The sequence below is a fragment of the Inquilinus ginsengisoli genome, assembly GCF_031453975.1.
GTDB classification, from domain to species: domain Bacteria; phylum Pseudomonadota; class Alphaproteobacteria; order DSM-16000; family Inquilinaceae; genus Inquilinus; species Inquilinus ginsengisoli_A.
In genome coordinates this window covers 380,775-400,557 of the sequence record NZ_JAVDPW010000006.1, presented here as the reverse complement: position 1 = coordinate 400,557, position 19,783 = coordinate 380,775, and the positions used below count along the sequence as shown (strand labels likewise).

The following is a 19,783-nucleotide window of genomic DNA, read 5'->3' as shown; positions in this document are numbered from 1 at the left end:
AACGGACCCATGGGATTCTTTGCCCGGGAGCGAACGGTCGCCCCGGCCGGCTATAATCGCTGGCTGGTGCCGCCCGCGGCCCTCTCGATCCATCTCTGCATCGGCCAAGCCTACGCCTTCAGCGTGTTCAACGGGCCGCTGACCAAGCTGATCGGCGTCACCGCGCCCGCGCCTGACGACTGGACCCTGCCGGAGCTGGGCTGGATCTTCTCGCTCGCCATCGTCTTCCTCGGCCTGTCCGCCGCCTTCGGCGGGCGCTGGGTCGAGAGCGGCGGCCCGCGGCGGGCGATGTTCCTGTCCGCCTGCTGCTTCGGCGGCGGCTTCCTGGTCGCCTCGCTCGGCATCCACACCCACATGCTGTGGCTGGTCTATCTCGGCTATGGCGTGATCGGCGGCATCGGCCTGGGCATCGGCTACATCTCCCCGGTCTCGACCCTGATCAAATGGTTCCCGGACCGGCCGGGCATGGCCACCGGCCTGGCGATCATGGGATTCGGCGGCGGCGCCATGATCGGCTCGCCCCTGGCGGTCGAGCTGATGAAGCACTTCGCCTCGCCCAGCTCGGTCGGCGTCGGCGAGGCCTTCATCGTCATGGGCATCGTCTACTTCGCCATGATGATGTTCGGCGTCCTCACCGTGCGGGTGCCGGCCGCCGACTGGAAGCCGGCCGGCTACGTGCCGTCGACCGTGCCGCAGAAACTGATCACCAACGCCAACGTCCATGTCGACACGGCGATCAGGACCCCGCAATTCTGGCTGCTCTGGGCCGTGCTGTGCCTCAACGTCACCGCCGGCATCGGCGTGCTCGGCCAGGCTTCGGTGATGAGCCAGGAGATGTTCCCGGGCGTGATCACGCCGACCGCGGCCGCCGGCTTCGTCGGGCTGCTCAGCCTGTTCAACATGGCCGGCCGCTTCCTGTGGTCCTCGACCTCGGACTTCATCGGCCGCAAGACCACCTATGCCATCTACTTCGCGCTCGGCGTGGTGCTCTACGCCATCGTGCCGTGGGCCGGGCAGATCGGCAGCATCGCGCTGTTCGTCGCCTGCTACGCCGTGATCCTCAGCATGTATGGCGGCGGCTTCGCCACCGTCCCGGCCTATCTTCGAGACATGTTCGGCACCATGCATGTCGGCGCCATCCATGGCCGGCTGCTGACCGCCTGGTCGGCCGCCGGCATCCTCGGCCCGGTGCTGGTGAACTACATCAGGCAGTACCAGGTCGACCGCGGCGTGCCCGCCTCGGCCGCCTATTCCGAGACGATGTACATCATGGCCGGGCTGCTGGTGATCGGCTTCATCTGCAATGCGCTGGTGACCGCGGTCGACAGCCGCCACCACTATCGCGCGGAGCTCAGCGCCGCGCCGGCGGAATGAGGGAGGATCGATGATGTCGCGCGTTCTCGTCTATTGGCTGATCGTCGGCATTCCGCTGCTCTACGGCGTGTCGATGACCCTCACCAACGCTGCCCAGCTGTTCCACTGACCGGCGTCGCCCTTCGACGCCGCACCGGATCCCGAGGAGACATCGCCGCCGGCCTGGGCCAGAAATCCGCTGCGCTGGTTGCACAGCGGGGGCCGGCACGCTAACTCTTGGGATCTGATCTATTCCCTTGAGTGACAGGATCCCCCAGATGGTCGACCGCCCGTTCCCGCCGCGTCTCGACGACGAGGAGGAAGAGGAAGAGGAAGAGCGCCCCGAGAAGGAGAAGAAGGAGGAGCTCGGCCCGCAGATCGGCAACATCCTCTTCAAGAACCGGACGGTGCTGCTGTTCGGCGAAATCTCGATGAAGCTGGCGCACGCCATCACCGCCCAGCTGCTGGCGTTGGCTGCCGATGACGACAAGAAGCCGATCCGGCTGGTGATCAATTCGCCTGGCGGCCATGTCGAGGCCGGCGACACCATCCACGACATGATCCGCTTCGTCGAGGCACCGGTGCAGGTGATCGGCACCGGCTGGGTGGCCAGCGCCGGCGCCCACATCTACCTTGCCGCGGCGAAGGAGAACCGGCTGTCCCTGCCGAACACCCGCTTCCTGCTGCACCAGCCGTCCGGTGGCGCCGGCGGCCGGGCGGTCGATATCGACATCGAGGCGCGCGAGATCATCAAGATGCGTCGCCGCCTCAACGAGATCATCGCCAAGGAGACCGGGCAGCCGATCGAGAAGGTCGAACGCGACACCGACCGCAACTACTGGATGTCTGCCGAAGAGGCCAAGACCTATGGCGTCGTCGGCAAGATCATCAACACGATCAAGGATGCCGGCTAAGCCTGATTGGCCGACGCGGCGGCGGGTCCTGACCGGGCTCGCCGCCCTTCCCTTCTGCGCCGCGGCCGCCCCGGCCATCGATCGCCCCGGCGAACGGCGCCTCAGGCTCTACAACCCCCACACCGATGAGCGTTTCGACGACGTCTACGCCGTCGATGCCACCATTCAGCCCGCGGCCTGGCAGCGGCTGAACTGGCTGCTGCGCGACCATCATGTCGACAAGGCGACCGACATGGACCCGGGCGTCTTCGACCTGCTGTGGCTGATGGCCCAGCGCTACCAGGTCGCGACCGCGCGGCGGGTGACGATCAACCTCCATTCCGGCTTCCGCACGCCCGAGACCAACGAGAAGCTGCGCCCCGAAGGCGCGGCGCGGAACAGCCTCCACCTTCAGGGCAAAGCCGTGGACCTCTCGGTCCAGGGCTTCGGCATGGTGTTCCTGGCCAACCACGCCCGCGCCGTCGCCAGCGGCGGCCTCGGGCTCTACTGGCGCTCCGACTTCGTGCATCTCGACACCGGGCCGAAGCGGCTTTGGTACAAACGCTTCTGACGCGCTCGCCGCGAACCCCGTCCGAGGCCGGGCATCCGGCGGTCCCTCGGTTACTTTCAGCTCCCTTCTTGCGCGATTCCGCGGGAGCCCCGACCTTGCCGTCGGTACCTGTTCGTAACCGAGTAACGGAGAATCACATGGCGAAGATCGCGCTGATCGGGGCCAGCGGCAATGTCGGCAGCAAGATCCTGGCCGAGGCCCTGAACCGCGGCCACGAAGTCACGGGCATCGTCCGCAATCCCGAGAAGCTGCCCGGGCATCCGAAGCTGACGGCGGTGCGCGGCGACGTGTTCGATGCGACGGGCCTGGCGAAGCTGCTGGCCGGCCACGACGCGGTGATCAGCGCCGTGCACTACACCGCCTCCGACCCCGCCTTGCTGCTGCAGGCGGTCAAGGCCTCGGGCGCGAAGCGCTACCTCGTGGTCGGCGGCGCCGGCAGCCTGGAGGTCGCGCCCGGCAAGGCGCTGGTCGACACGCCGGAGTTCCCGGAAATCTACAAGGAAGAGGCGTCGAAGGGCCGGGATTTCCTTAATATTTTGCGTGATACCACCGATCTCGACTGGACCTTCCTGTCGCCCTCGGCGATCATCGCGCCGGGCGAGCGCACTGGCACGTTCCGGCTCGGCCGCGACCAGCTCCTGATCGGGGCGGACGGGCAGAGCAGGATCAGCCAGGAGGACTATGCGGTCGCCATGATCGACGAGTTGGAGAAGCCAGCCCACCGCCAGCAGCGCTTCACCGTCGGCTACTGACCCCCAACCCCCAGGAGACGATTTGTGGCCAGCCTGACGGACACCCTCGACCGGAATTGGGCGCCGCGCGTGCTCAGCATCCTGCGCATCGCCACCGCGCTGTTCTTCCTGCAGCACGGCTTCGCCAAGCTGCTCGGCTTCCCCCATGTGGCGTATTTCGACGGCCTGCAGCTGTTCTCGCTGATCGGCCTGGCCGGCGTGCTGGAGATCGTCGGTGGCCTGCTGCTGCTGGTCGGCCTGTTCACCCGCCCGGTCGCCTTCATCCTGTCCGGCGAGATGGCGGTGGCCTATTTCAGCGCCCATGCGCCGGCGAGCTTCTTCCCCCTGCTGAACCAGGGTGAGCTGGCGGCGCTGTACAGCTTCATCTTCCTCTACCTCGCCGCCGCCGGCGGCGGGGTGTGGAGCCTGGACGCGGCCCGCGGCGGCAGCTCACGCCCAGCCCTGGCCTGACCCATCCCCAACGGCGGCCGGTGCCCTACGGTGCCGGCTGCTGCTGGGTGATGCAGTGGATGCCGCCGCCGCCGAGGAAGATGTCGCGGGCGTGGACCTGGACCACGCGGCGGTTCGGGAAGGCGTCGCGGATGATGCGGAACGCCCGCTCATCCTCGGCCACGTCGAAGGCCGGCATCACGATGCCGCCATTGGCGATGTAGAAATTGACGTAGGACAGGCTGAGCCGCTTGCCGCGATGCTCCTGCCGCGCCGGCTGCGGCACCTCGATCACCTGGAGCGGTCTGCCCTTGGCGTCCTTGGACGAGCGCAGGATGTCCAGGTTGGTCTGCAGCACGTCGAAATTGCCGTCGCTCTTGTCGTCGGTCGACAGCGCCAGCACTACGCCCGGCCGGACGAAGCAGGCGATCTCGTCGACATGGCCGTCGGTCTCGTCGTCCTCGATCCCCTCCGGCAGCCAGATCACCGTGGAGACGCCGAGCCAGTCGCGCAGGTTCTGTTCGACCTGGGCCTTGGTCAGCCCCGGGTTGCGGTTGGGGTTCAGCAGGCACTGCTCGGTGGTCAGCACCGTGCCCTCGCCGTCGACATGCACCGCGCCGCCCTCGAGCACGAAGGGCGCCCGGAAGCGCTGGGCGCCGACATGTTTCAGCACCCGCTTGGCGATCACCGCGTCGCGGCTGTAGGGCTTGAACTTCTCACCCCAGGCGTTGAAGCGCCAATGGGCCCCGGCAAGGTGGCCGTTGCGGTCGAGCAGGAAGGTCGGCCCCGAATCGCGCATCCAGCTGTCGTCGATCTCCATCGACAGCACGTCGATCGCCGTGCCGTTGCCCAGCGTCAGCGACGCCTCGGCCACGTCGGAGGGGTTGCAGACCATGGTCACCGGCTCGAACTCGGCGATCGCCAGTGCCACGTCGGCATAGGCCTTGCTGGCGGCGTCCAGGTGCTCGCCCCACACTTCCTCGCGGCAGGGCCACGCCATCCAGCAACGGCTATGGGGCTCCCATTCCGCAGGCATCACGTAACCGAGGGAGGCAGGAACCGGCACGATGGTCTTCCGCTGTGGTCTCGCTCAAGGGGCAGAGGCTAGCGTCCGGCGCGCCGAGATGAAAGAGCCCGTTTGCAGGGCCAGAAATGGAACGGGCCCGGCCAGATGGCCGAGCCCGAGAAACCGATCGTCCGAAGGACTAGTTTTGCAGCGCGAACAATCAAATGCGGCGCTGAGAGATCGACTTTTCCCGCTTCGCCAAACCGCGCCCGAACGGCGCCAGACGAATGGTTCCAAAGATCGATAGAAACGACATGATAAACTCTTCAGGTGCTCTCGAACGCCGTAGATATAGTCGATCGGCCCCGATTTTTGCTCAGGGGGCGGCGCCGAGGGTCACCTGCGTGCCGCGCATGACTAAGAGTCATGCGCGGTATCGCCGGCAAACAGCAAGAAAACACCGATCCAGCGGACTTCCGCCTCAGTTTCCTGCGGCGAAGGCCAATCTCTCGTCGCGCTGCCGGATCCGTTCATGCCGCACCAGCAGCCCGCCGGCGATGAGAACGCCGATGGTAACGATGACGACGATGATGGTGGCCAGCGCGTTGATCTCCGGCGTCACCCCGAGCTTCACTTTGGAGAAGATGTAGACCGGCAGGGTGGTCGATCCCGGGCCGGAGACGAAGCTGGTGATGACCAGCGTGTCGAGCGACAGGGTGAAGGCCAGCAGCCAGCCGGCGATCACCGCCGGCGAGATGATCGGCAGGGTGATCCAGAAGAACACGGTCAGCGGCCGGGCCCCCAGGTCCATCGCCGCCTCCTCGATCGATTCGTCGAGGCTGACCAGCCGCGACTGTACGATCACCGCGACATAGGCCAGGCAGAAGGTGATGTGGGCGATGGTGATGGTCAGCATGCCGCGGCCCTGCGGGAAGCCGAACAGCCCTTCCATCGCCACGAACAGCAGCAGCATCGACAGGCCGGTGATCACCTCGGGCATCACCAGCGGCGCCGTCACCAGGCCGGAGAACAAGGTGCGGCCGCGGAACCGGCCGAACCGGGCCAGCACCAGCCCGGCTATGGTGCCGAGCACGCAGGCAACGGTGGCGGAGATCGCCGCGATCTCGAGCGACCGCCGCGCCGCGTCCATCATCTGCGCATTGTCAAGCAACGTGCCGTACCACTTGGTCGAGAAGCCGCCCCAGATCGTGACCAGCCGGCTCTCGTTGAACGAGTAGATCATCAGCAGGATGATCGGCACGTAGAGGAAGGCGTAGCCGAACACCAGGCAGGTGAAGAGGAACCAGGGCCTTCTCATTGCTCCGCCTCCTGCTGCTTCGCCTGGACGTATTGGAAGACCGTGATCGGAATGACCAGGACCAGCAGCAGCACGATCGCCACGGCCGAGGCGACCGGCCAGTCGGTGTTCTGGAAGAACTCGTTCGACAGCACCTTGCCGATCATCAGCGTGTCGATGCCGCCGAGCAGTTCGGGGATGACGTATTCGCCGACCGCCGGGATGAAGACCAGCAACGATCCGGCGATGATGCCGGGCAGCGACAGCGGCAAAGTGATCAGCAGGAAGGCCTTCCACGGCCGGCAGCCCAGATCCTCCGCCGCCTCCAGCAGCGACCCGTCGAGCTTCTCCAGCGTCGCGTAGAGCGGCAGGATCATGAAGGGCAGGTAGGAATAGACGATGCCGATATAGACCGCGGTGTCGGTGTGCAGGATCTCCAGCGGCTGGTCGATGATGCCGAGCCAGATCAGCAGATTGTTGAGCAGCCCCTGCTGCTGGAGGATGCCGATCCAGGCATAGACCCGGATCAGGAACGAGGTCCAGAACGGCAGGATCACCAGCATCAGCAGCGGCACCCGCCACTGCTGGCTCGACCGGGCGATGGCATAGGCCATGGGATAGCCGATCAGCAGGCTGAGCGCCGTCGAGATCGCCGCGATCTTGATCGAGCTGAAATACGCGCTGACGTAAAGCGGGTCGTCAAGCAGGTACTGCAGGTTGCCGAGGTTGAGCGAGATGCCGAGATGGACGTCGTCGATCCAGTCGAACAGCGGCGTGTAGGGCGGCTGGCCGATGACCTTGTCGGCGAAGGCGATCTTCAGGACGATGATGAAGGGGACGAGGAAGAACAGGAACAGCCAGACATAGGGGATGGCGATCACGACATTGCGGCCGAGCCGGCTGCTCAGCCGCCGCAGCAGCGACGGCCCGGCCGCGGCCTTCGGTGTGGCGGCGTCGGCCGCGTCGCTCGCGGTCATGGCGGTCATTGCGTCAGCACCACGCCGGCGAAGGGCTGCCACGACAGCCAGACCTCGTCCTCCCAGGTGATCGGCATCTCGGTCAGGCGCGACACGTTTGGCGCCGTGACCCGCACCGTCTTCCCGTTCGGCAGCGCGATCAGATAGATCGAGAGATTGCCGAGATAGGCGATCTCCTTGACCACGCCCTTGGTGCTGTTGGTCCCCTCCTCGCCCCGCTCCTTGGAGATGGCGATCTTCTCGGGCCGCACCGCGACCCAGACCTGGGTGCCGACCGGCACCGGCAGGCCGTGGCTGATGTAGAGCCGGCAGCCGGCCTCCGGGCTGTCGATGATGACATGCTCGGGGTGGTCCTCGGCGATCCGCCCCTCGAACAGGTTCACCGAGCCGATGAAGTCGGCGACGAACTTCGATTGTGGGTATTCGTAGATCTCCGCCGGGGTGCCCAGCTGCGAGATGTAGCCGGAATTCATCACCGCGATGCGGGAGGACATGGTCATCGCCTCCTCCTGGTCGTGGGTGACGACCACGAAGGTGATGCCGACCTTTTCCTGGATGTTGACCAACTCGAACTGGGTCTGCTCGCGCAGCTTCTTGTCCAGCGCGCCGAGCGGCTCGTCCAGCAGCAGGATCTTGGGCTTCTTGACCAGGCTGCGCGCCAGGGCGACGCGCTGGCGCTGGCCGCCCGACAGCTGGTGCGGCTTGCGCTTGGAGAAGCGGCCGAGCTGGACCAGGTCCAGCACCTCGGCGACGCGGTTCTTGATCTCGGCCGCCGGCACCCGGTCCTGGCGCAGGCCGAAAGCGACGTTCTGCTCCACCGTCATATGCGGGAACAGCGCATAGGACTGGAACATCATGTTGACCGGCCGGTCGTAGGGCGGCACCGCGGTCATGTCGACGCCGTCGATGAAGATCTTGCCCTCGGTCGGCCGCTCGAACCCGGCCATCATCCGCAGCAGCGTGGTCTTGCCGCAGCCCGACCCGCCCAGCAGGGCGAAGAACTCGCCGCGGTAGATCGACAGGCTGACATCGTCGACGGCGGTGAAGTCGCCGAACTTCTTGGTCACCTTCTCGATCCGGACATATGGCTTCGCGTCCGGATCGCGCCATAGCTGCGGCGCGGCCTGCTGTTTCGGCTTTACCTGACCCATTTCCGCCTCCGGCCCCCTGTCGTCATGCGGAACGGCCGCCGCCCCCTGTTGGGATGCGGCGGCCGTGCGATTTACTGGCCGGTGCGGAACCGCGTCCAGGTCCGCGTCCGCAGACGCTCGTAACTGGACGACGCCTCGGTGATCGCGAACAGCCGCTTCATCACATCCTGGGGCGGGAAGATGCGCGGATCGTTGGCGACGTCAGGATTCATCAGCTCCTTCGCACCGAGCACCGCATTGCCGTAGCCGACGAAGTCGTCGATCCCGGCCATGACCTTCGGCTCGAGCAGGAAGTTGATATACGCGTAGGCCTCGTCCGGGTGCGGCGCATCCTTCGGAATCGCCGCCATGTCGAACCAGATCTGCGCTCCCTCCTTCGGAATGAAGTAGTCGATGGTGACGCCGTTCTTCGCCTCGTCGGCCCGGGTCTTGGCGATGTTGACATCGCCAGACCAGCCCAGGGAGACGCAGACATTGCCGCCCGCCAAGTCGTTGATGTACTGCGACGAATGCAGGTACTTCAGATAGGGGCGGATCTTCATCAGGGCGTCTTCCGCCTTCTTCAGATCCTCCGGCTTCTGGCTGTTGGGGTCGAGACCGAGATAGTTCAGAACCGAGGGCAGCACGTCGGTCGGGCTGTCCAGCATGGTGATGCCGCAATCGGCCAGCTTCTTGGCGTTCTCCGGGTCCAGCACCATGGCGATGCTGTCCGGCGGCGTGTCGCCCAGCCGCTTCTTCACCTGATCGACATTGTAGCCGACGCCAACCGTTCCCCACTGGTAGATGATCGCGTGCTTGTTGCCGGGATCCGCGGTCTCGACCAGCTTCATCAGCGACGGATCGAGGTTCTTCCAGTTCGGGATCTTGGATTTGTCGAGCTCGAGATAGACTTTCGCTTTGATCTGCCGGGCCAGGAAAGGCTGTGCCGTCGGCACGACGATGTCATAGCCGGAATTGCCGGTCAGCAGCTTGGCTTCCAGCGCCTCGTTGCCGTCATAGGTGTCGTAGATGGTCTTGATGCCGGTGGCCTTGGTGAAATCGGCCAGGGTCGTCTCGCCGATATAATCGGACCAGTTGTAGATGTTGACGACCTTGTCCTCGGCCAGGGCCGGCGCCGCCACGGCGCACAGCGCGGCGGTCGCAAGGAGGCTTTGCACGAGACGCTTCATGTAACCATTCCCTGTCTGTGATCGTTCGAGACCCGTCGAGCCGGCCCCATTCCTATTTCATTGCACCCCAGCGCCGCGAAACCTGTCAATCGCGCCGATGGCGCAGCGCACAAGACGGAGCTCGAACCCGACCTTCCTGTGCCCTGCGTTCATGACATTCTCAACCCTTTCATTCCCAACGAAGAAGGGCGACCGCATCCGCGACCGCCCTGCCCGTCACATCCGGCCCAGGTCCCGGGCCGTGGCATCGATCGCGACCTTGGCCCGGCGCACCAGCTCGTCGACCTCGTCGCGCGAGATCACCAACGGCGGCGACAGCACCATGGCGTCGCGCGTGGCCCGCATCACCAGGTCGTTGGCGAAGCTGTGGTTGCGGCACAGCGCGCCGACTTCGCCGTAGTTCGGGAAGCGACGGCGGGTCTTCTTGTCGTCGACCAGCTCGATCGCCGCGATCAGGCCGACGCCGCGGACCTCACCGACGATCGGATGGTCGGCGAAGGCCTCGCGCAACCGGTCCTGGAAATACGGGCCGATGTCGGTGCGGGTGCGGTCGACCAGCCCTTCCCGCTCCATGATCCGGATGTTGGCCAGCGCCACGGCACAGGCCACCGGGTGACCGGAATAGGTGAAGCCGTGGTAGAACTCGCCGCCCTGCTCGATCAGGGTCTCGGCCACCTTGTCGCCGACCATGACGGCGGACAGCGGCAGGTAGCCCGAGGTGATGCCCTTGGCCAGGGTCATCAGGTCCGGCTTGATGCCGAACAGGTCGGAGCCGAACCATTCGCCGGTGCGGCCGAAACCGCAGATCACCTCGTCGGCGATCAGCAGCACGTCGTATTGCTTGCAAATGCGCTGCAGCTCGGGGAAGTAGCTGGCGGGCGGGATGATGACGCCGCCGGCGCCCTGGATCGGCTCGGCGATGACCGCGGCGACGCTGTCGGCCCCCAGCTCCTTGATCCGGTCCTCGATCGCCTTGGCGGCCAGCTTGCCGAAGGCCTCGGGCTCGAGGTCGCCGCCATAGTCGTACCAGTACGGCGCCATGACGTGGTGGAAGCCCGGGAACGGCAGGTCGGCCTGGCGGTGCATCGCGCCCATGCCGCACAGCGACACCGCCACCATGGTCGAGCCGTGATAGCCGTAGTTGCGGCCGATGATCGCCTTCTTGCGGTGCTGGCCCTTCAGGTCCCAGTAGTGGCGGACCATGCGGACGATGGTGTCGTTCGCCTCCGACCCGCTGTTGGCGTAGAAGACGTGGTTCAGCCCTTCCGGCGTGATCTCGGCCAGCTTCTTCGACAGCTCCACCGCGGCCGGCGTCGTGGTCTTGAAGAAGTTGTTGTAGAAGGGCAGCTCCAGCATCTGCTCATGGGCGACGTCGGCCAGCTCCTTGCGGCCGTAGCCGACATTGACGCACCACAGCCCGGCCATGCCGTCGATCAGTTGGCGGCCTTCCGAATCCCACAGCCAGACGCCCTCGGCGCGGGTGATGATCCGGCTGCCGCCCTCGGCGGCCAGCGACTTGTGGTCGGTGAAGGGGTGGAGGTGATGGGCGGTGTCGATCGCCTTCCACTCGGCGGTGGAACGGCTGGCGGCAAAACTGTTCATGACGCGACCCTCGCGTAATTCCGATCGAAAAAGGGCGGAGACGGGTCGCCGGCGCGGCGCCCCGCAAAGCGGTCAGGCGCGCGGCGGGGTGTAGCCGATGCGGGCGCACAGGAGCATCAGCTCCTGTTTCCGCGATCGACAACTGCGCTGGTGCCGTGGCCGTGTCATGATGCCGCGCAGCATACCGTCCCCGGCGCGCGGCGTCACTAACCCTCTGGCGCGGCGGTGTCGAACACGGCGAGGATCGGGCCGACGCGGATGCCCCAGCCGACCGACAGCCCGCCCGGCGCCGACAGGGCCGACACCGAGCCGTCGAGATAGAGCGCGTTGCGGCAGCCCAGCCCGTCGCGGAACATCCGGGCGAAGCTGCCGAAGCTGACGCCGTCGCGCGAGATGGCGAACACCACGGTGTGGCCGTCGCGGATGCCGATGCCGTTGCGGGTCTTGCGCGACGGGCCGTCGTCGCTGAACAGCGGGTGCAGGGCGCCGTCGATCACCAGCATCGGGCCGGACTGGGTGGCGATCTGCGTCGGCGGGGCCTGCCGTTCATAGGCCTCGGTCTCCAGGATGCCGGCACTCTCGCCATCGGCGTAGAACACGCCGTTCGGCTTCATGAAGAAGTTGCCGTCGCCATCGGCGAAGTTCGCGGGGTGCAGTTCCCGCCCGCCCGTGACGAACAGGCCGACCGGCGACAGGTCCGGCTGGTACATGCCGGCGTTCATCGCCACCAAAGCGGGATCATGGGCGGCATCCATGGCCCGCTTGAAGGCGCCGAGCGAGCCGTAGGGGGTTCCGTCCCGCCCCTGCCAGAACAGGCCCAGCCGGTAGCGCCGCAGATCGATCTCGCAGACCGTGTAATCGACCGCTTCGAAGGTCAGCGGCCGGCACAGCGTTTCGGCCGATTGGGGCGCGATCTCCCGCCGCTCGGTGATCGGCGCCGGGGTTGCCTGGAACGAGGGCGACGCAGGGTCGACCAGGAGCGGTTCGGCGGCGGAGTCGGCCCGCGGCTTCTCCACGCCCGTCCCGCAGGCGGCGGTGAGGAGCAGCGCCGACACGGCGAGCAACGACAGCAGCTGTCTGGCAAGGCGCATCGGCCGGTGCTTCCGATCCTTGGGCGGGTGACACATCAGTTTCATGCAGTCCGCCTAGCCTGTCATTCGATCGCACCATTCATGAAGGGGGATTCGCACCAAATGATGACATGGCTTCGTTTCGGACTCGTCGGCCTGGTCCTGGCCGCCGGCAGCGCGCAGGCGGCCGACACGCTGACCGGCAAGGAATACAAGGTCCTGCTCGACCCCACCAAGTTCCAGGCGCAACCGGTCGCCACCGCCAACACCTTCCTCGGCGAGCTGCGGACCAAGCTGACCACCGCCGGCTTCGACCGCACGGTCGACGGCAGCTTCGCCGTCGACAAGGTCCGGACCGTCCGCTACTACGATTCGCCGGGCACCTGCCGGCTGAACACGCTGGGCTACAATTTCCGCGAGCGGGTCGAGGGCACCAGGCGCGAGATCAACCTGAAGTTCCGGTCCGACAGCCAGTCGACCGCGGCGAACACCAATGTCGGCGGCAGCTCGTCGGATGCCGAGACCAAGCTCGAGGCGGACATCACCCCGCCGTTCGAATGGGTCTATTCCCATTCGACCACCGAGCCGCTGTCGGCCACCAAGAACCTGAACATTCTGGACGATGTGGTCGACCTGTTCCCGCCGACCAAGTCGCTGAACCTGCCAAAGCAGGAGGCGCTCGCCATCGTCGGCAACCTGTCGATCACCGAGCGCACCTATGACGGCCCGGACAGCGACCTGGGCCAGCAGGATGCGGAGTTCACCCTGACGCTGTGGTACGCCGGCTCGTCCGCGACCGTCGCCAACGCCGAAGTGTCGTTCAAGGTCGAGGACAAGGACGGCGACTTCACGGACAAGGTCGACCAGCGCTCGAAGCTGATGTTCGACACCATCCGCGGCATGACCTCGTGGGTCTCCGCCAGCTCGACCACCAAGACCCAGTGGGTCTACCAGTACCAGCCGAACTTCTGCAATTGACCGGCTCCTGATGGACGGTGCGGGCTGGATGACGCGTCATCCAGCCCGTTTCGTATCGAATTGTGCAATGCGGTAACGCCAACACAATTCGCGACAATTCCCGCCCCTCCCCGACACAGTTCTGAGACAGCCGGCCTGCAGGCTACGCCGGTGTCGAGGAGCGGAGTCCCCTCCGCTCAAGACTCGACGCCATAGGGAGCGCAGGCATGGGACGCCCGGTCATTCGGACGTTGGCGGGAGTTGTGGCGCTGGCCCTGGTCGGTGGGCTGGCAGGGTTGGGATGGCAGGCGTCGCGGAGCACCGCGGCGACCACGGCCCAGGCGGCCGTGCGGCCGGCCCCGAGCGTGATCGTCTCGCCACCGCTGGTGCGGCGGGTGGTCGACCAGCAGGAATATGCCGGCCGCTTCGAGCCGACTGCGAGCGTGGAGATCCGGGCCCGCGTCTCGGGCCACCTGCAGTCGATCGGCTTCGAGGACGGCCAGATCGTCCAGGCCGGCCAGACCCTGTTCACCATCGACCCCCGCCCCTACCAGGCGGCGGTCGCCGAGGCGCAGGCCCAGCTGTCCAGCGCCCGGGCACAGCGCGACCTCGCCGATCTGGAACTGCGCCGGGCGGAGCAGCTGGCCGGCACCTCCGCCGTCTCGCGCGCCACGCTGGACCAGCGCCGGCAGCAGAAGCAGGCGGCCGACGCCGCCTCCGAACTGGCCCAGGCCGGGTTGATGCGGGCGCAGCTGGACCTCGACTTCACCGAGATCAAGGCGCCGATCAGCGGCCGCGTGTCGAACCGGCGGGTCGATGCCGGCAGCCTGGTGTCGGACGCCAGCACCCTGCTGACCACCATTGTCGCGCTCGACCCGATCTACTTCGTCTTCGACATGAGCGAGCGCGACTTCGTCGCCTATGAGCGGGCGGTGAAGTCGGGCGATCTGCGGCCGATCCGGGACCAGGGCGTGCCGATCGCGGCGCGGCTGGAGGATGATGACGGCTGGCCCTACCGGGGCACGATGAGCTTCGTCGACAACCGGCTGGAGAGCGGCGCCGGCACCATCCGCGCCCGGGCCGTGCTGGCCAATGCCGACCTGTTCATCACCCCCGGCCAGTTCGGCCGGCTGCGCCTTGCCTCCTCCGGCGAGCGCGACGCCCTGCTGGTGCCGGAGACGGCGCTGCTGACCGACCAGGCCAGCCGCATCGTCCTGACCGTGGCCGATGACGACACGCTGCGCGCCACGCCGGTCCGGCTCGGCGCCCGCCAGCCGGGGGGCCTGCGCGTGGTCGAGAGCGGGCTGCGGCCGCAGGACCGGGTGGTGATCAACGGCCTGCTGCGCGCCCGCGCCGGCCAGAAGGTGGTGGCGCAGCCCGGCGAGATCGCGCCGGCGGCCACCGCGCTGGTCAACTGAGGTCGGGATCATGCGCCTGCCTCATCTCTGCATCGAACGGCCGATCCTCGCGACGGTGCTTTCGGTCCTGATCGTCCTGGTCGGCATCGCCGGCTATCTCACGCTGCCGCTGGCGCAGTATCCCGAGATCACGCCCCCCACCGTCGTCGTCCGCGCCCAGTATCCCGGCGCCTCGGCGGAGGTGATGAGCAGCACCGTGGCGGTGCCGATCGAGCAGGAGATCAACGGCGTCGAGAACATGCTCTACATGTCCTCGCAGGCCACCGGCGACGGCCAGCTGGCGATCACCGTCACTTTCGCGCTGGGCACCGACCTCGACGAAGCACAGGTGCTGGTGCAGAACCGGGTGGCGGTGGCCGAGCCGCGGCTGCCGGAGGAGGTCCGCCGCCTCGGGGTGACGGTGCGGAAATCGTCGCCGGACATCCTGCTGGTGGTGCAGCTGTTCTCGCCGGACGGCTCGCGCACGCCGCTCTACCTCTCCAACTACGCCACGCTGCGAATCCGCGACGCGCTGCTGCGGGTCGACGGCGTCGGCGATGTCCGCATGCCCACGGCCCGCGACTACGCCATGCAGGTCTGGCTGGACCCGGACGCGGTCGCGGCCCGCAACCTGACCGCCGGCGAGGTGCTGGCGGCGCTGCGGGCCCAGAACGTGCAGGTGGCGGCCGGCGTGGTGAACGAGCCCTCGGCGTCGTCCGACGGCGCCTTCGAGCTGAATGTCGAGACGCTGGGACGCCTGTCCGACCCCGCCGAGTTCGAGGGCATCATCGTCAAGACCGACGCCGACGGCCGCGTCACCCGGATCCGCGACGTCGCCCGGGTCGAGCTGACGGCGCAGAGCTTCCGCGGCGGCGCCCTGTTCGACGGGCGGACCTCGCAGCCGATCCAGGTGTTCCAGCAGCCCGGTTCCAACGCGCTGGAGACCGCCGACCGCGTGGTGGCGGCCATGGCGCAGCTGGGCCGCAGCCTGCCGGCCGGCGTCGACTACGCCATCCCCTTCAACCCGACCCGGTTCATCGCTGAATCCGTCGGCGAGGTCTACAAGGCGATCCTCGAGGCGATCGCCCTGGTGGTGCTGGTGGTGATCCTGTTCCTGCACAGCTGGCGGGCGGCGATCATCCCGATCCTGGCGATCCCGATCTCGCTGATCGGCACCTTCGCCGTGATGGCCGGGCTGGGCTATTCGCTGAACAACCTGTCGCTGCTCGGCCTGGTGCTGGCCATCGGCATCGTGGTCGACGACGCCATCGTGGTGGTCGAGAATGCCGAACGCCATCTGCGCGCCGGCCTGTCGCCGAAGGAAGCCGCCCACAAGTCGATGGAGGAGATCGGCGGCGCGCTGATTGCCATCGCCCTGGTGCTGTGCGCGGTGTTTGTCCCGGCGGCGATGATGTCCGGCATCTCCGGCCGGTTCTTCCGCCAGTTCGCGGTCACCATCGCCGCGGCGACCGCGATCTCCGCCTTCGTGTCGCTGACGCTGAGCCCGGCGCTGTGCGCCCTGCTGCTGCGACCACACAGCGATCATGCCGCCAGGCCCCGCAACCCGCTGCTGCGTGGCCTGGCCGCTGGCGCCCGCGGCTTCAACGCCGGCTTCGACCTGATGTCGCTCGGCTATGGCGGGCTGACCCGCCGGCTGCTGCGCGTCGGGCTGCTGATGCTGGTCGCCTATGCCGGGCTGCTGGGGCTGACCGGCTGGCAGTTCAGCCGGGCGCCGACCGGCTTCATCCCGGTGATGGACCAGGGCTATTTCCTGACCGCGGTGCAGCTGCCGCCCGGCGCCGCCCTGGCCCGCACCGACGCGGCGATGAAGGCGGTCTCCGACCGGCTGGACGCGACCCCGGGCGTGGCCCACACGGTCGCCATCGCCGGCCTCGACGGCGCCACCTTCACCAACGCCTCGAACAGCGGCGTCGTCTTCGCCATCCTGGATCCCTATGCGGCACGGGCGGCGCGCGGCCAGACCGTCGACCGGATCATCGCCGACCTGACCGCCCGCCTGGCCGATGTGCCGGAGGCGCGGGTGATCCCGATCAAGCCGCCCTCGGTCCGCGGCATGGGCAACACCGGCGGCTTCAAGCTGATGGTCGAGGACCTCGCCGGCGGCACGCCGGAGGAGCTGGAGGCGGCGGTGCGCCAGGTCGTCGCCGCGGCCGGCCAGTCGCCCGAATTCACCAATGTCTTCAGCCCGTTCAACACGGCGACGCCGAAGCTGTACGCCGATATCGACCGGGTGAAGGCGGAGATGCTGGGGGTGCCGGCATCCCGCGTGTTCGAGACGCTCGAGATCTATCTCGGCTCGGCCTATGTCAACGACTTCAACCTGCTGGGCCGCACCTTCCAGGTCCGGGCCCAGGCCGATGCCCGGTTCCGCCAGGACCCGGCGGCGCTGGAAGGGCTGAAGACCCGCAGCGACTCCGGCGCCATGGTGCCGCTGGGCTCGGTCGCGACCTTCGAGGAGCGGGCCGGCCCGTACCGCATCCCGCGCTACAACCTGTACCCAGCGGCCGAGGTGCAGGGCGCGGCGGCGGCCGGCGTGTCGACCGGCACCGCGTTGGACCGGATGGAGCAGATCGCCGCCGAGACCCTGCCCGACGGCTATGGCTTCGAATGGACCGAGGTGGCGCTGCAGGAGCGGCTGGCCGGCACCAGCGCCCTCCTGGTCTTTGCGGCCTCGGCGGTGTTCGTCTTCCTGTTGCTGGCCGCGCTGTACGAGAGCTGGACTTTGCCGCTGTCGGTGATCCTGATCGTGCCGATGTGCCTGCTGGCGGCGCTGACCGGCCTCCTGGCCGCCGCCATGGACGTCAACATCCTGGCGCAGATCGGCTTCGTGGTGCTGATCGGGCTGGCCGCCAAGAACGCGATCCTGATCGTCGAGTTCGCGCGCCAGGCCGAGGCCGCCGGCGCCTACCGCTTCGCCGCCGCGATCGAGGCGGCGCGGGTGCGGCTGCGACCGATCGTGATGACCTCGCTGGCCTTCATCCTCGGCGTGCTGCCGCTGGTGCTGGCCACCGGCGCCGGGGCAGAGATGCGCCAGTCGCTGGGCGTGGTGGTGTTCTTCGGCATGGCCGGCGTCACCGTCTTCGGCCTGATCTTCACCCCCGCCTTCTACGTCGCCTGCCGCGGGATGGAGCAGGCCGCCCGACGGCTTTCCATCAGCACCGCCGCGCCATCCCCGTCATTGCAGGAGGGCCACGAATGAGCACGGATGTGAAGACCGCCGCGCCCGGGACCACCGGCCGCTACACCGCCGCTGCCCAATGGCTGCACTGGATCTCGGCGGCGCTGATGGCCGCCGTCCTGGTCCTGGCCTGGGTGATGGAGAGCCTGCCGAACGCCGACGCCTCGCGCGCCACCGCCGTCATGCTGCACAAATCGGTCGGGCTGACGATCCTGGCCCTGACCGCCGCGCGGCTGATGTGGCGGGCGAACCATCCGCCGCCGCCCGCGACGCGGTGGGCGGCCTGGGAATCCGCCACGGCCATGGCAAGTCACTGGCTGCTCTACCTCGCGCTGCTGGCAATGCCGCTCAGCGGCTATCTGATGTCCGCCGGCCATGGCCGCGCCATCCCGTATTTCGGCCTGTTCGAGGTGCCGCTGCTGACCCCGGCGACCGAAGCGGTCTGGCAGATCGGCAGCACCGCCCATGCGATCGGGCAATGGGCGGTCTATGGCTTGGTCGCGCTGCACATCGCGGCGGCGGTCTGGCATGTCGCCATCCGGCGGGACGGCACCTTGGACCGGATGCTGCCGGAGCAAACCGGGACTTAAATCCGGACCTTACGGCCCATACCGGCGCTGCGCCTCGATGGCCAGGCCGACGCCGACCGCGCCGAAGCTGTCGCCCTCGACCACCCGGGCGCCCGGCGCCTCGGCCAGCGACGCCGCGCGGAAGGCCGGCAACAGGGCCGAGCCGCCGGTGAGGAACACGGCGTCGAGCTGGTGCGGCGCGAGGCCCGCCGTCTGGATGCAGCGGCGGATCAGGGCGGACAGCCGGCCGACCGCGTCATGGATCGCCATGTCCAATGCCGCCCGGCCGGCGCGCAGCCCCAGCTTGGGCTCGACCAGGCGAAGGTCGATCACGGTCGGGTCGCGGTCGCCCAGCGCGATCTTCGCGGCCTCGACCCGCAGCGCCAAGCTGTGGCCGAGATTGTTCTCCAGCACCCGCAGCAACCGGTCGAACTTCTTCGGATCGCGCGATTCCCGCTGCACGTCCTGGATCTCCGCCACCACCTTGGGCGCGTAGAGGGCGTTGATCCGGCTCCAGGTCGCCAGCATGTGGAAGTAGCGGCTGGGCGCCACCGCGCCGGGGCGCTTCATCTTGGTGCCGAGACCGAGCGCCGGCATCACCGTGGCCAGGCTGAACAGCCGGTCGACGTCGGTACCGCCCAGCCGGATGCCGTCATTGGCCAGGATGTCGCCCGCCCGGTCCGGCAGCGCCCGGCGCTGCGGGCCCAGCCGCACGATCGAGATGTCGGAGGTGCCGCCACCGATGTCGACGATCAGCGCCACCTCCTCCCGCGACAGCCCGGCCTCGTAGGTCCGGGCCGCGGCGATCGGCTCGTATTCGAACGACACTTCGGTGAAGCCGGCCTCGCGGGCGATGGCCTCCAGCGCGTCCTGGGCTTTGCTGTCGCCGGCCGGGTCGTCGTCGACGAAATGCACCGGCCGGCCATGCACCACCCGCTCCAGCGCGTGGCCGCAGGCCGCTTCCGCCCGCGCCTTCATCTCGGCCAGGAACAGGGAGATCACCCGCTTGAAGCCGATCCGCTCACGCCCGACCCAGGTGTCTTCCTCGATCAGCGGCGTGCCGAGCACGGATTTGATCGACCGCATCAGCCGGCCTTCCAGGCTTTCGACATAGGAGTCGATGGCCGAGCGGCCGAACTGCGGCGCGCCGCCGACCAGGTCGAACCAGATCGCGCTGGGCAGCGTCGTCGCCGCGCCTTCCAGGGGCAGCAGCCGCGCGCCCTGCCCGTCGACGATGCCGAGGGTCGAGTTCGAGGTGCCGAAATCCAGGCCGCAGACCGTCATGTCCGCCTCCGCTCCGCAAAGCAGAAAAGCCCCAGGTCCGATCGGACGGGGCTGTTGGGAAAGGGCGGGGGATTTAGCGCGGCCCGCCAAGGGGCGCAAGGGGTCTC

18 protein-coding genes are annotated in these 19,783 nt (G+C 67.7%); 10 read left to right on the top strand and 8 right to left on the bottom strand.

Going from position 1 to position 19,783, the window contains the following annotated elements; genetic code table 11:
• The first annotated feature begins 9 nt into the window (after window positions 1-9).
• The 6 genes from E9232_RS18900 to E9232_RS18880 all read left to right on the top strand — a co-directional run bounded on the left by E9232_RS18900 (window position 10) and on the right by E9232_RS18880 (window position 4,019).
• Window positions 10-1,374, top strand: coding sequence for an L-lactate MFS transporter (locus E9232_RS18900; protein WP_309796330.1), 1,365 nt, complete (start codon window positions 10-12; stop codon window positions 1,372-1,374).
• A gap of 13 nt (window positions 1,375-1,387) precedes the next feature.
• Window positions 1,388-1,483: an MFS transporter small subunit gene (locus tag E9232_RS35915; RefSeq protein ID WP_441720267.1), complete on the top strand. Its 96-nt coding sequence runs from the start codon at window positions 1,388-1,390 to the stop codon at window positions 1,481-1,483.
• A 148-nt stretch (window positions 1,484-1,631) separates the two neighbouring features.
• Window positions 1,632-2,267, top strand: a complete 636-nt coding sequence (locus tag E9232_RS18895; RefSeq protein ID WP_309796328.1) for an ATP-dependent Clp protease proteolytic subunit — start codon at window positions 1,632-1,634, stop codon at window positions 2,265-2,267.
• Window positions 2,257-2,817, top strand: coding sequence for a YcbK family protein (locus E9232_RS18890; RefSeq protein WP_309796326.1), 561 nt, complete (start codon window positions 2,257-2,259; stop codon window positions 2,815-2,817). The genes E9232_RS18895 and E9232_RS18890 overlap by 11 nt, the downstream gene beginning before the upstream one ends.
• 137 nt (window positions 2,818-2,954) lie before the next feature.
• Window positions 2,955-3,569, top strand: coding sequence for an NAD(P)-dependent oxidoreductase (locus E9232_RS18885; RefSeq protein WP_309796324.1), 615 nt, complete (start codon window positions 2,955-2,957; stop codon window positions 3,567-3,569).
• A 24-nt stretch (window positions 3,570-3,593) separates the two neighbouring features.
• The gene (locus tag E9232_RS18880) at window positions 3,594-4,019 is read left to right on the top strand and encodes a DoxX family protein (RefSeq protein ID WP_374710635.1); all 426 of its coding nucleotides are present in this window, start codon (window positions 3,594-3,596) and stop codon (window positions 4,017-4,019) included.
• A 25-nt stretch (window positions 4,020-4,044) separates the two neighbouring features.
• On the opposite strand, the gene aguA is transcribed toward E9232_RS18880, so the two are convergent.
• The 7 genes from aguA to E9232_RS18845 form a co-directional block, all read right to left on the bottom strand.
• Window positions 4,045-5,064, bottom strand: coding sequence for an agmatine deiminase (aguA, locus tag E9232_RS18875; RefSeq protein WP_309796322.1), 1,020 nt, complete (start codon window positions 5,062-5,064; stop codon window positions 4,045-4,047).
• A gap of 421 nt (window positions 5,065-5,485) precedes the next feature.
• A complete protein-coding gene (locus tag E9232_RS18870; protein ID WP_309796320.1) occupies window positions 5,486-6,322 on the bottom strand; it encodes an ABC transporter permease subunit in 837 nt (278 codons plus the stop codon).
• Window positions 6,319-7,278: an ABC transporter permease subunit gene (locus E9232_RS18865; protein WP_309796318.1), complete on the bottom strand. Its 960-nt coding sequence runs from the start codon at window positions 7,276-7,278 to the stop codon at window positions 6,319-6,321. The genes E9232_RS18870 and E9232_RS18865 overlap by 4 nt, the downstream gene beginning before the upstream one ends.
• A gap of 5 nt (window positions 7,279-7,283) precedes the next feature.
• Window positions 7,284-8,429, bottom strand: a complete 1,146-nt coding sequence (locus E9232_RS18860) for an ABC transporter ATP-binding protein (protein WP_309796316.1) — start codon at window positions 8,427-8,429, stop codon at window positions 7,284-7,286.
• Window positions 8,430-8,500: 71 nt separating this feature from the next.
• On the bottom strand, window positions 8,501-9,598 hold the full coding sequence (locus E9232_RS18855; protein WP_309796314.1) for a polyamine ABC transporter substrate-binding protein: 1,098 nt from the start codon (window positions 9,596-9,598) through the stop codon (window positions 8,501-8,503).
• 216 nt (window positions 9,599-9,814) lie between these two features.
• Window positions 9,815-11,200 carry an aspartate aminotransferase family protein gene (locus E9232_RS18850; RefSeq protein ID WP_309796313.1) on the bottom strand — a complete coding sequence of 462 codons (1,386 nt, stop codon included), beginning with the start codon at window positions 11,198-11,200 and terminating at the stop codon, window positions 9,815-9,817.
• A gap of 206 nt (window positions 11,201-11,406) precedes the next feature.
• Window positions 11,407-12,291, bottom strand: coding sequence for a phosphodiester glycosidase family protein (locus E9232_RS18845; RefSeq protein ID WP_309796311.1), 885 nt, complete (start codon window positions 12,289-12,291; stop codon window positions 11,407-11,409).
• A 102-nt stretch (window positions 12,292-12,393) separates the two neighbouring features.
• Here E9232_RS18845 and E9232_RS18840 point away from each other — a divergent pair, with 102 nt between their 5' ends.
• The 4 genes from E9232_RS18840 (at window position 12,394) to E9232_RS18825 (ending at window position 18,413) form a co-directional block, all read left to right on the top strand.
• Complete coding sequence (locus E9232_RS18840) at window positions 12,394-13,248, top strand: hypothetical protein (protein WP_309796309.1); 855 nt, start codon at window positions 12,394-12,396, stop codon at window positions 13,246-13,248.
• A 206-nt stretch (window positions 13,249-13,454) separates the two neighbouring features.
• Window positions 13,455-14,645 carry an efflux RND transporter periplasmic adaptor subunit gene (locus tag E9232_RS18835; RefSeq protein ID WP_309796308.1) on the top strand — a complete coding sequence of 397 codons (1,191 nt, stop codon included), beginning with the start codon at window positions 13,455-13,457 and terminating at the stop codon, window positions 14,643-14,645.
• 10 nt (window positions 14,646-14,655) lie between these two features.
• Entirely contained in the window at window positions 14,656-17,844 is a 3,189-nt protein-coding gene (locus E9232_RS18830) for an efflux RND transporter permease subunit (protein ID WP_309796306.1), read from the top strand.
• Window positions 17,841-18,413, top strand: a complete 573-nt coding sequence (locus tag E9232_RS18825) for a cytochrome b (RefSeq protein ID WP_309796304.1) — start codon at window positions 17,841-17,843, stop codon at window positions 18,411-18,413. The genes E9232_RS18830 and E9232_RS18825 overlap by 4 nt, the downstream gene beginning before the upstream one ends.
• 9 nt (window positions 18,414-18,422) lie before the next feature.
• Here E9232_RS18825 and E9232_RS18820 read toward each other — a convergent pair whose 3' ends face one another.
• Entirely contained in the window at window positions 18,423-19,676 is a 1,254-nt protein-coding gene (locus E9232_RS18820) for an Hsp70 family protein (protein WP_309796302.1), read from the bottom strand.
• Window positions 19,677-19,783 lie beyond the last annotated feature (107 nt).

What these genes read in the sequence shown, in the direction of transcription:
- E9232_RS18870 (WP_309796320.1), bottom strand. Translation starts at nt 6,322, where the DNA reads ATGAGAAGGCCCTGGTTCCTCTTCACCTGCCTGGTGTTCGGCTACGCC.
- E9232_RS18865 (WP_309796318.1), bottom strand. Translation starts at nt 7,278, where the DNA reads ATGACCGCGAGCGACGCGGCCGACGCCGCCACACCGAAGGCCGCGGCC.
- E9232_RS18860 (WP_309796316.1), bottom strand. Translation starts at nt 8,429, where the DNA reads ATGGGTCAGGTAAAGCCGAAACAGCAGGCCGCGCCGCAGCTATGGCGC.
- E9232_RS18895 (WP_309796328.1), top strand. Translation starts at nt 1,632, where the DNA reads ATGGTCGACCGCCCGTTCCCGCCGCGTCTCGACGACGAGGAGGAAGAG.
- E9232_RS18890 (WP_309796326.1), top strand. Translation starts at nt 2,257, where the DNA reads ATGCCGGCTAAGCCTGATTGGCCGACGCGGCGGCGGGTCCTGACCGGG.
- E9232_RS18820 (WP_309796302.1), bottom strand. Translation starts at nt 19,676, where the DNA reads ATGACGGTCTGCGGCCTGGATTTCGGCACCTCGAACTCGACCCTCGGC.
- E9232_RS18885 (WP_309796324.1), top strand. Translation starts at nt 2,955, where the DNA reads ATGGCGAAGATCGCGCTGATCGGGGCCAGCGGCAATGTCGGCAGCAAG.
- E9232_RS18850 (WP_309796313.1), bottom strand. Translation starts at nt 11,200, where the DNA reads ATGAACAGTTTTGCCGCCAGCCGTTCCACCGCCGAGTGGAAGGCGATC.
- E9232_RS18855 (WP_309796314.1), bottom strand. Translation starts at nt 9,598, where the DNA reads ATGAAGCGTCTCGTGCAAAGCCTCCTTGCGACCGCCGCGCTGTGCGCC.
- E9232_RS35915 (WP_441720267.1), top strand. Translation starts at nt 1,388, where the DNA reads ATGTCGCGCGTTCTCGTCTATTGGCTGATCGTCGGCATTCCGCTGCTC.
- E9232_RS18830 (WP_309796306.1), top strand. Translation starts at nt 14,656, where the DNA reads ATGCGCCTGCCTCATCTCTGCATCGAACGGCCGATCCTCGCGACGGTG.
- E9232_RS18840 (WP_309796309.1), top strand. Translation starts at nt 12,394, where the DNA reads ATGATGACATGGCTTCGTTTCGGACTCGTCGGCCTGGTCCTGGCCGCC.
- E9232_RS18900 (WP_309796330.1), top strand. Translation starts at nt 10, where the DNA reads ATGGGATTCTTTGCCCGGGAGCGAACGGTCGCCCCGGCCGGCTATAAT.
- E9232_RS18845 (WP_309796311.1), bottom strand. Translation starts at nt 12,291, where the DNA reads ATGCGCCTTGCCAGACAGCTGCTGTCGTTGCTCGCCGTGTCGGCGCTG.
- E9232_RS18835 (WP_309796308.1), top strand. Translation starts at nt 13,455, where the DNA reads ATGGGACGCCCGGTCATTCGGACGTTGGCGGGAGTTGTGGCGCTGGCC.
- E9232_RS18825 (WP_309796304.1), top strand. Translation starts at nt 17,841, where the DNA reads ATGAGCACGGATGTGAAGACCGCCGCGCCCGGGACCACCGGCCGCTAC.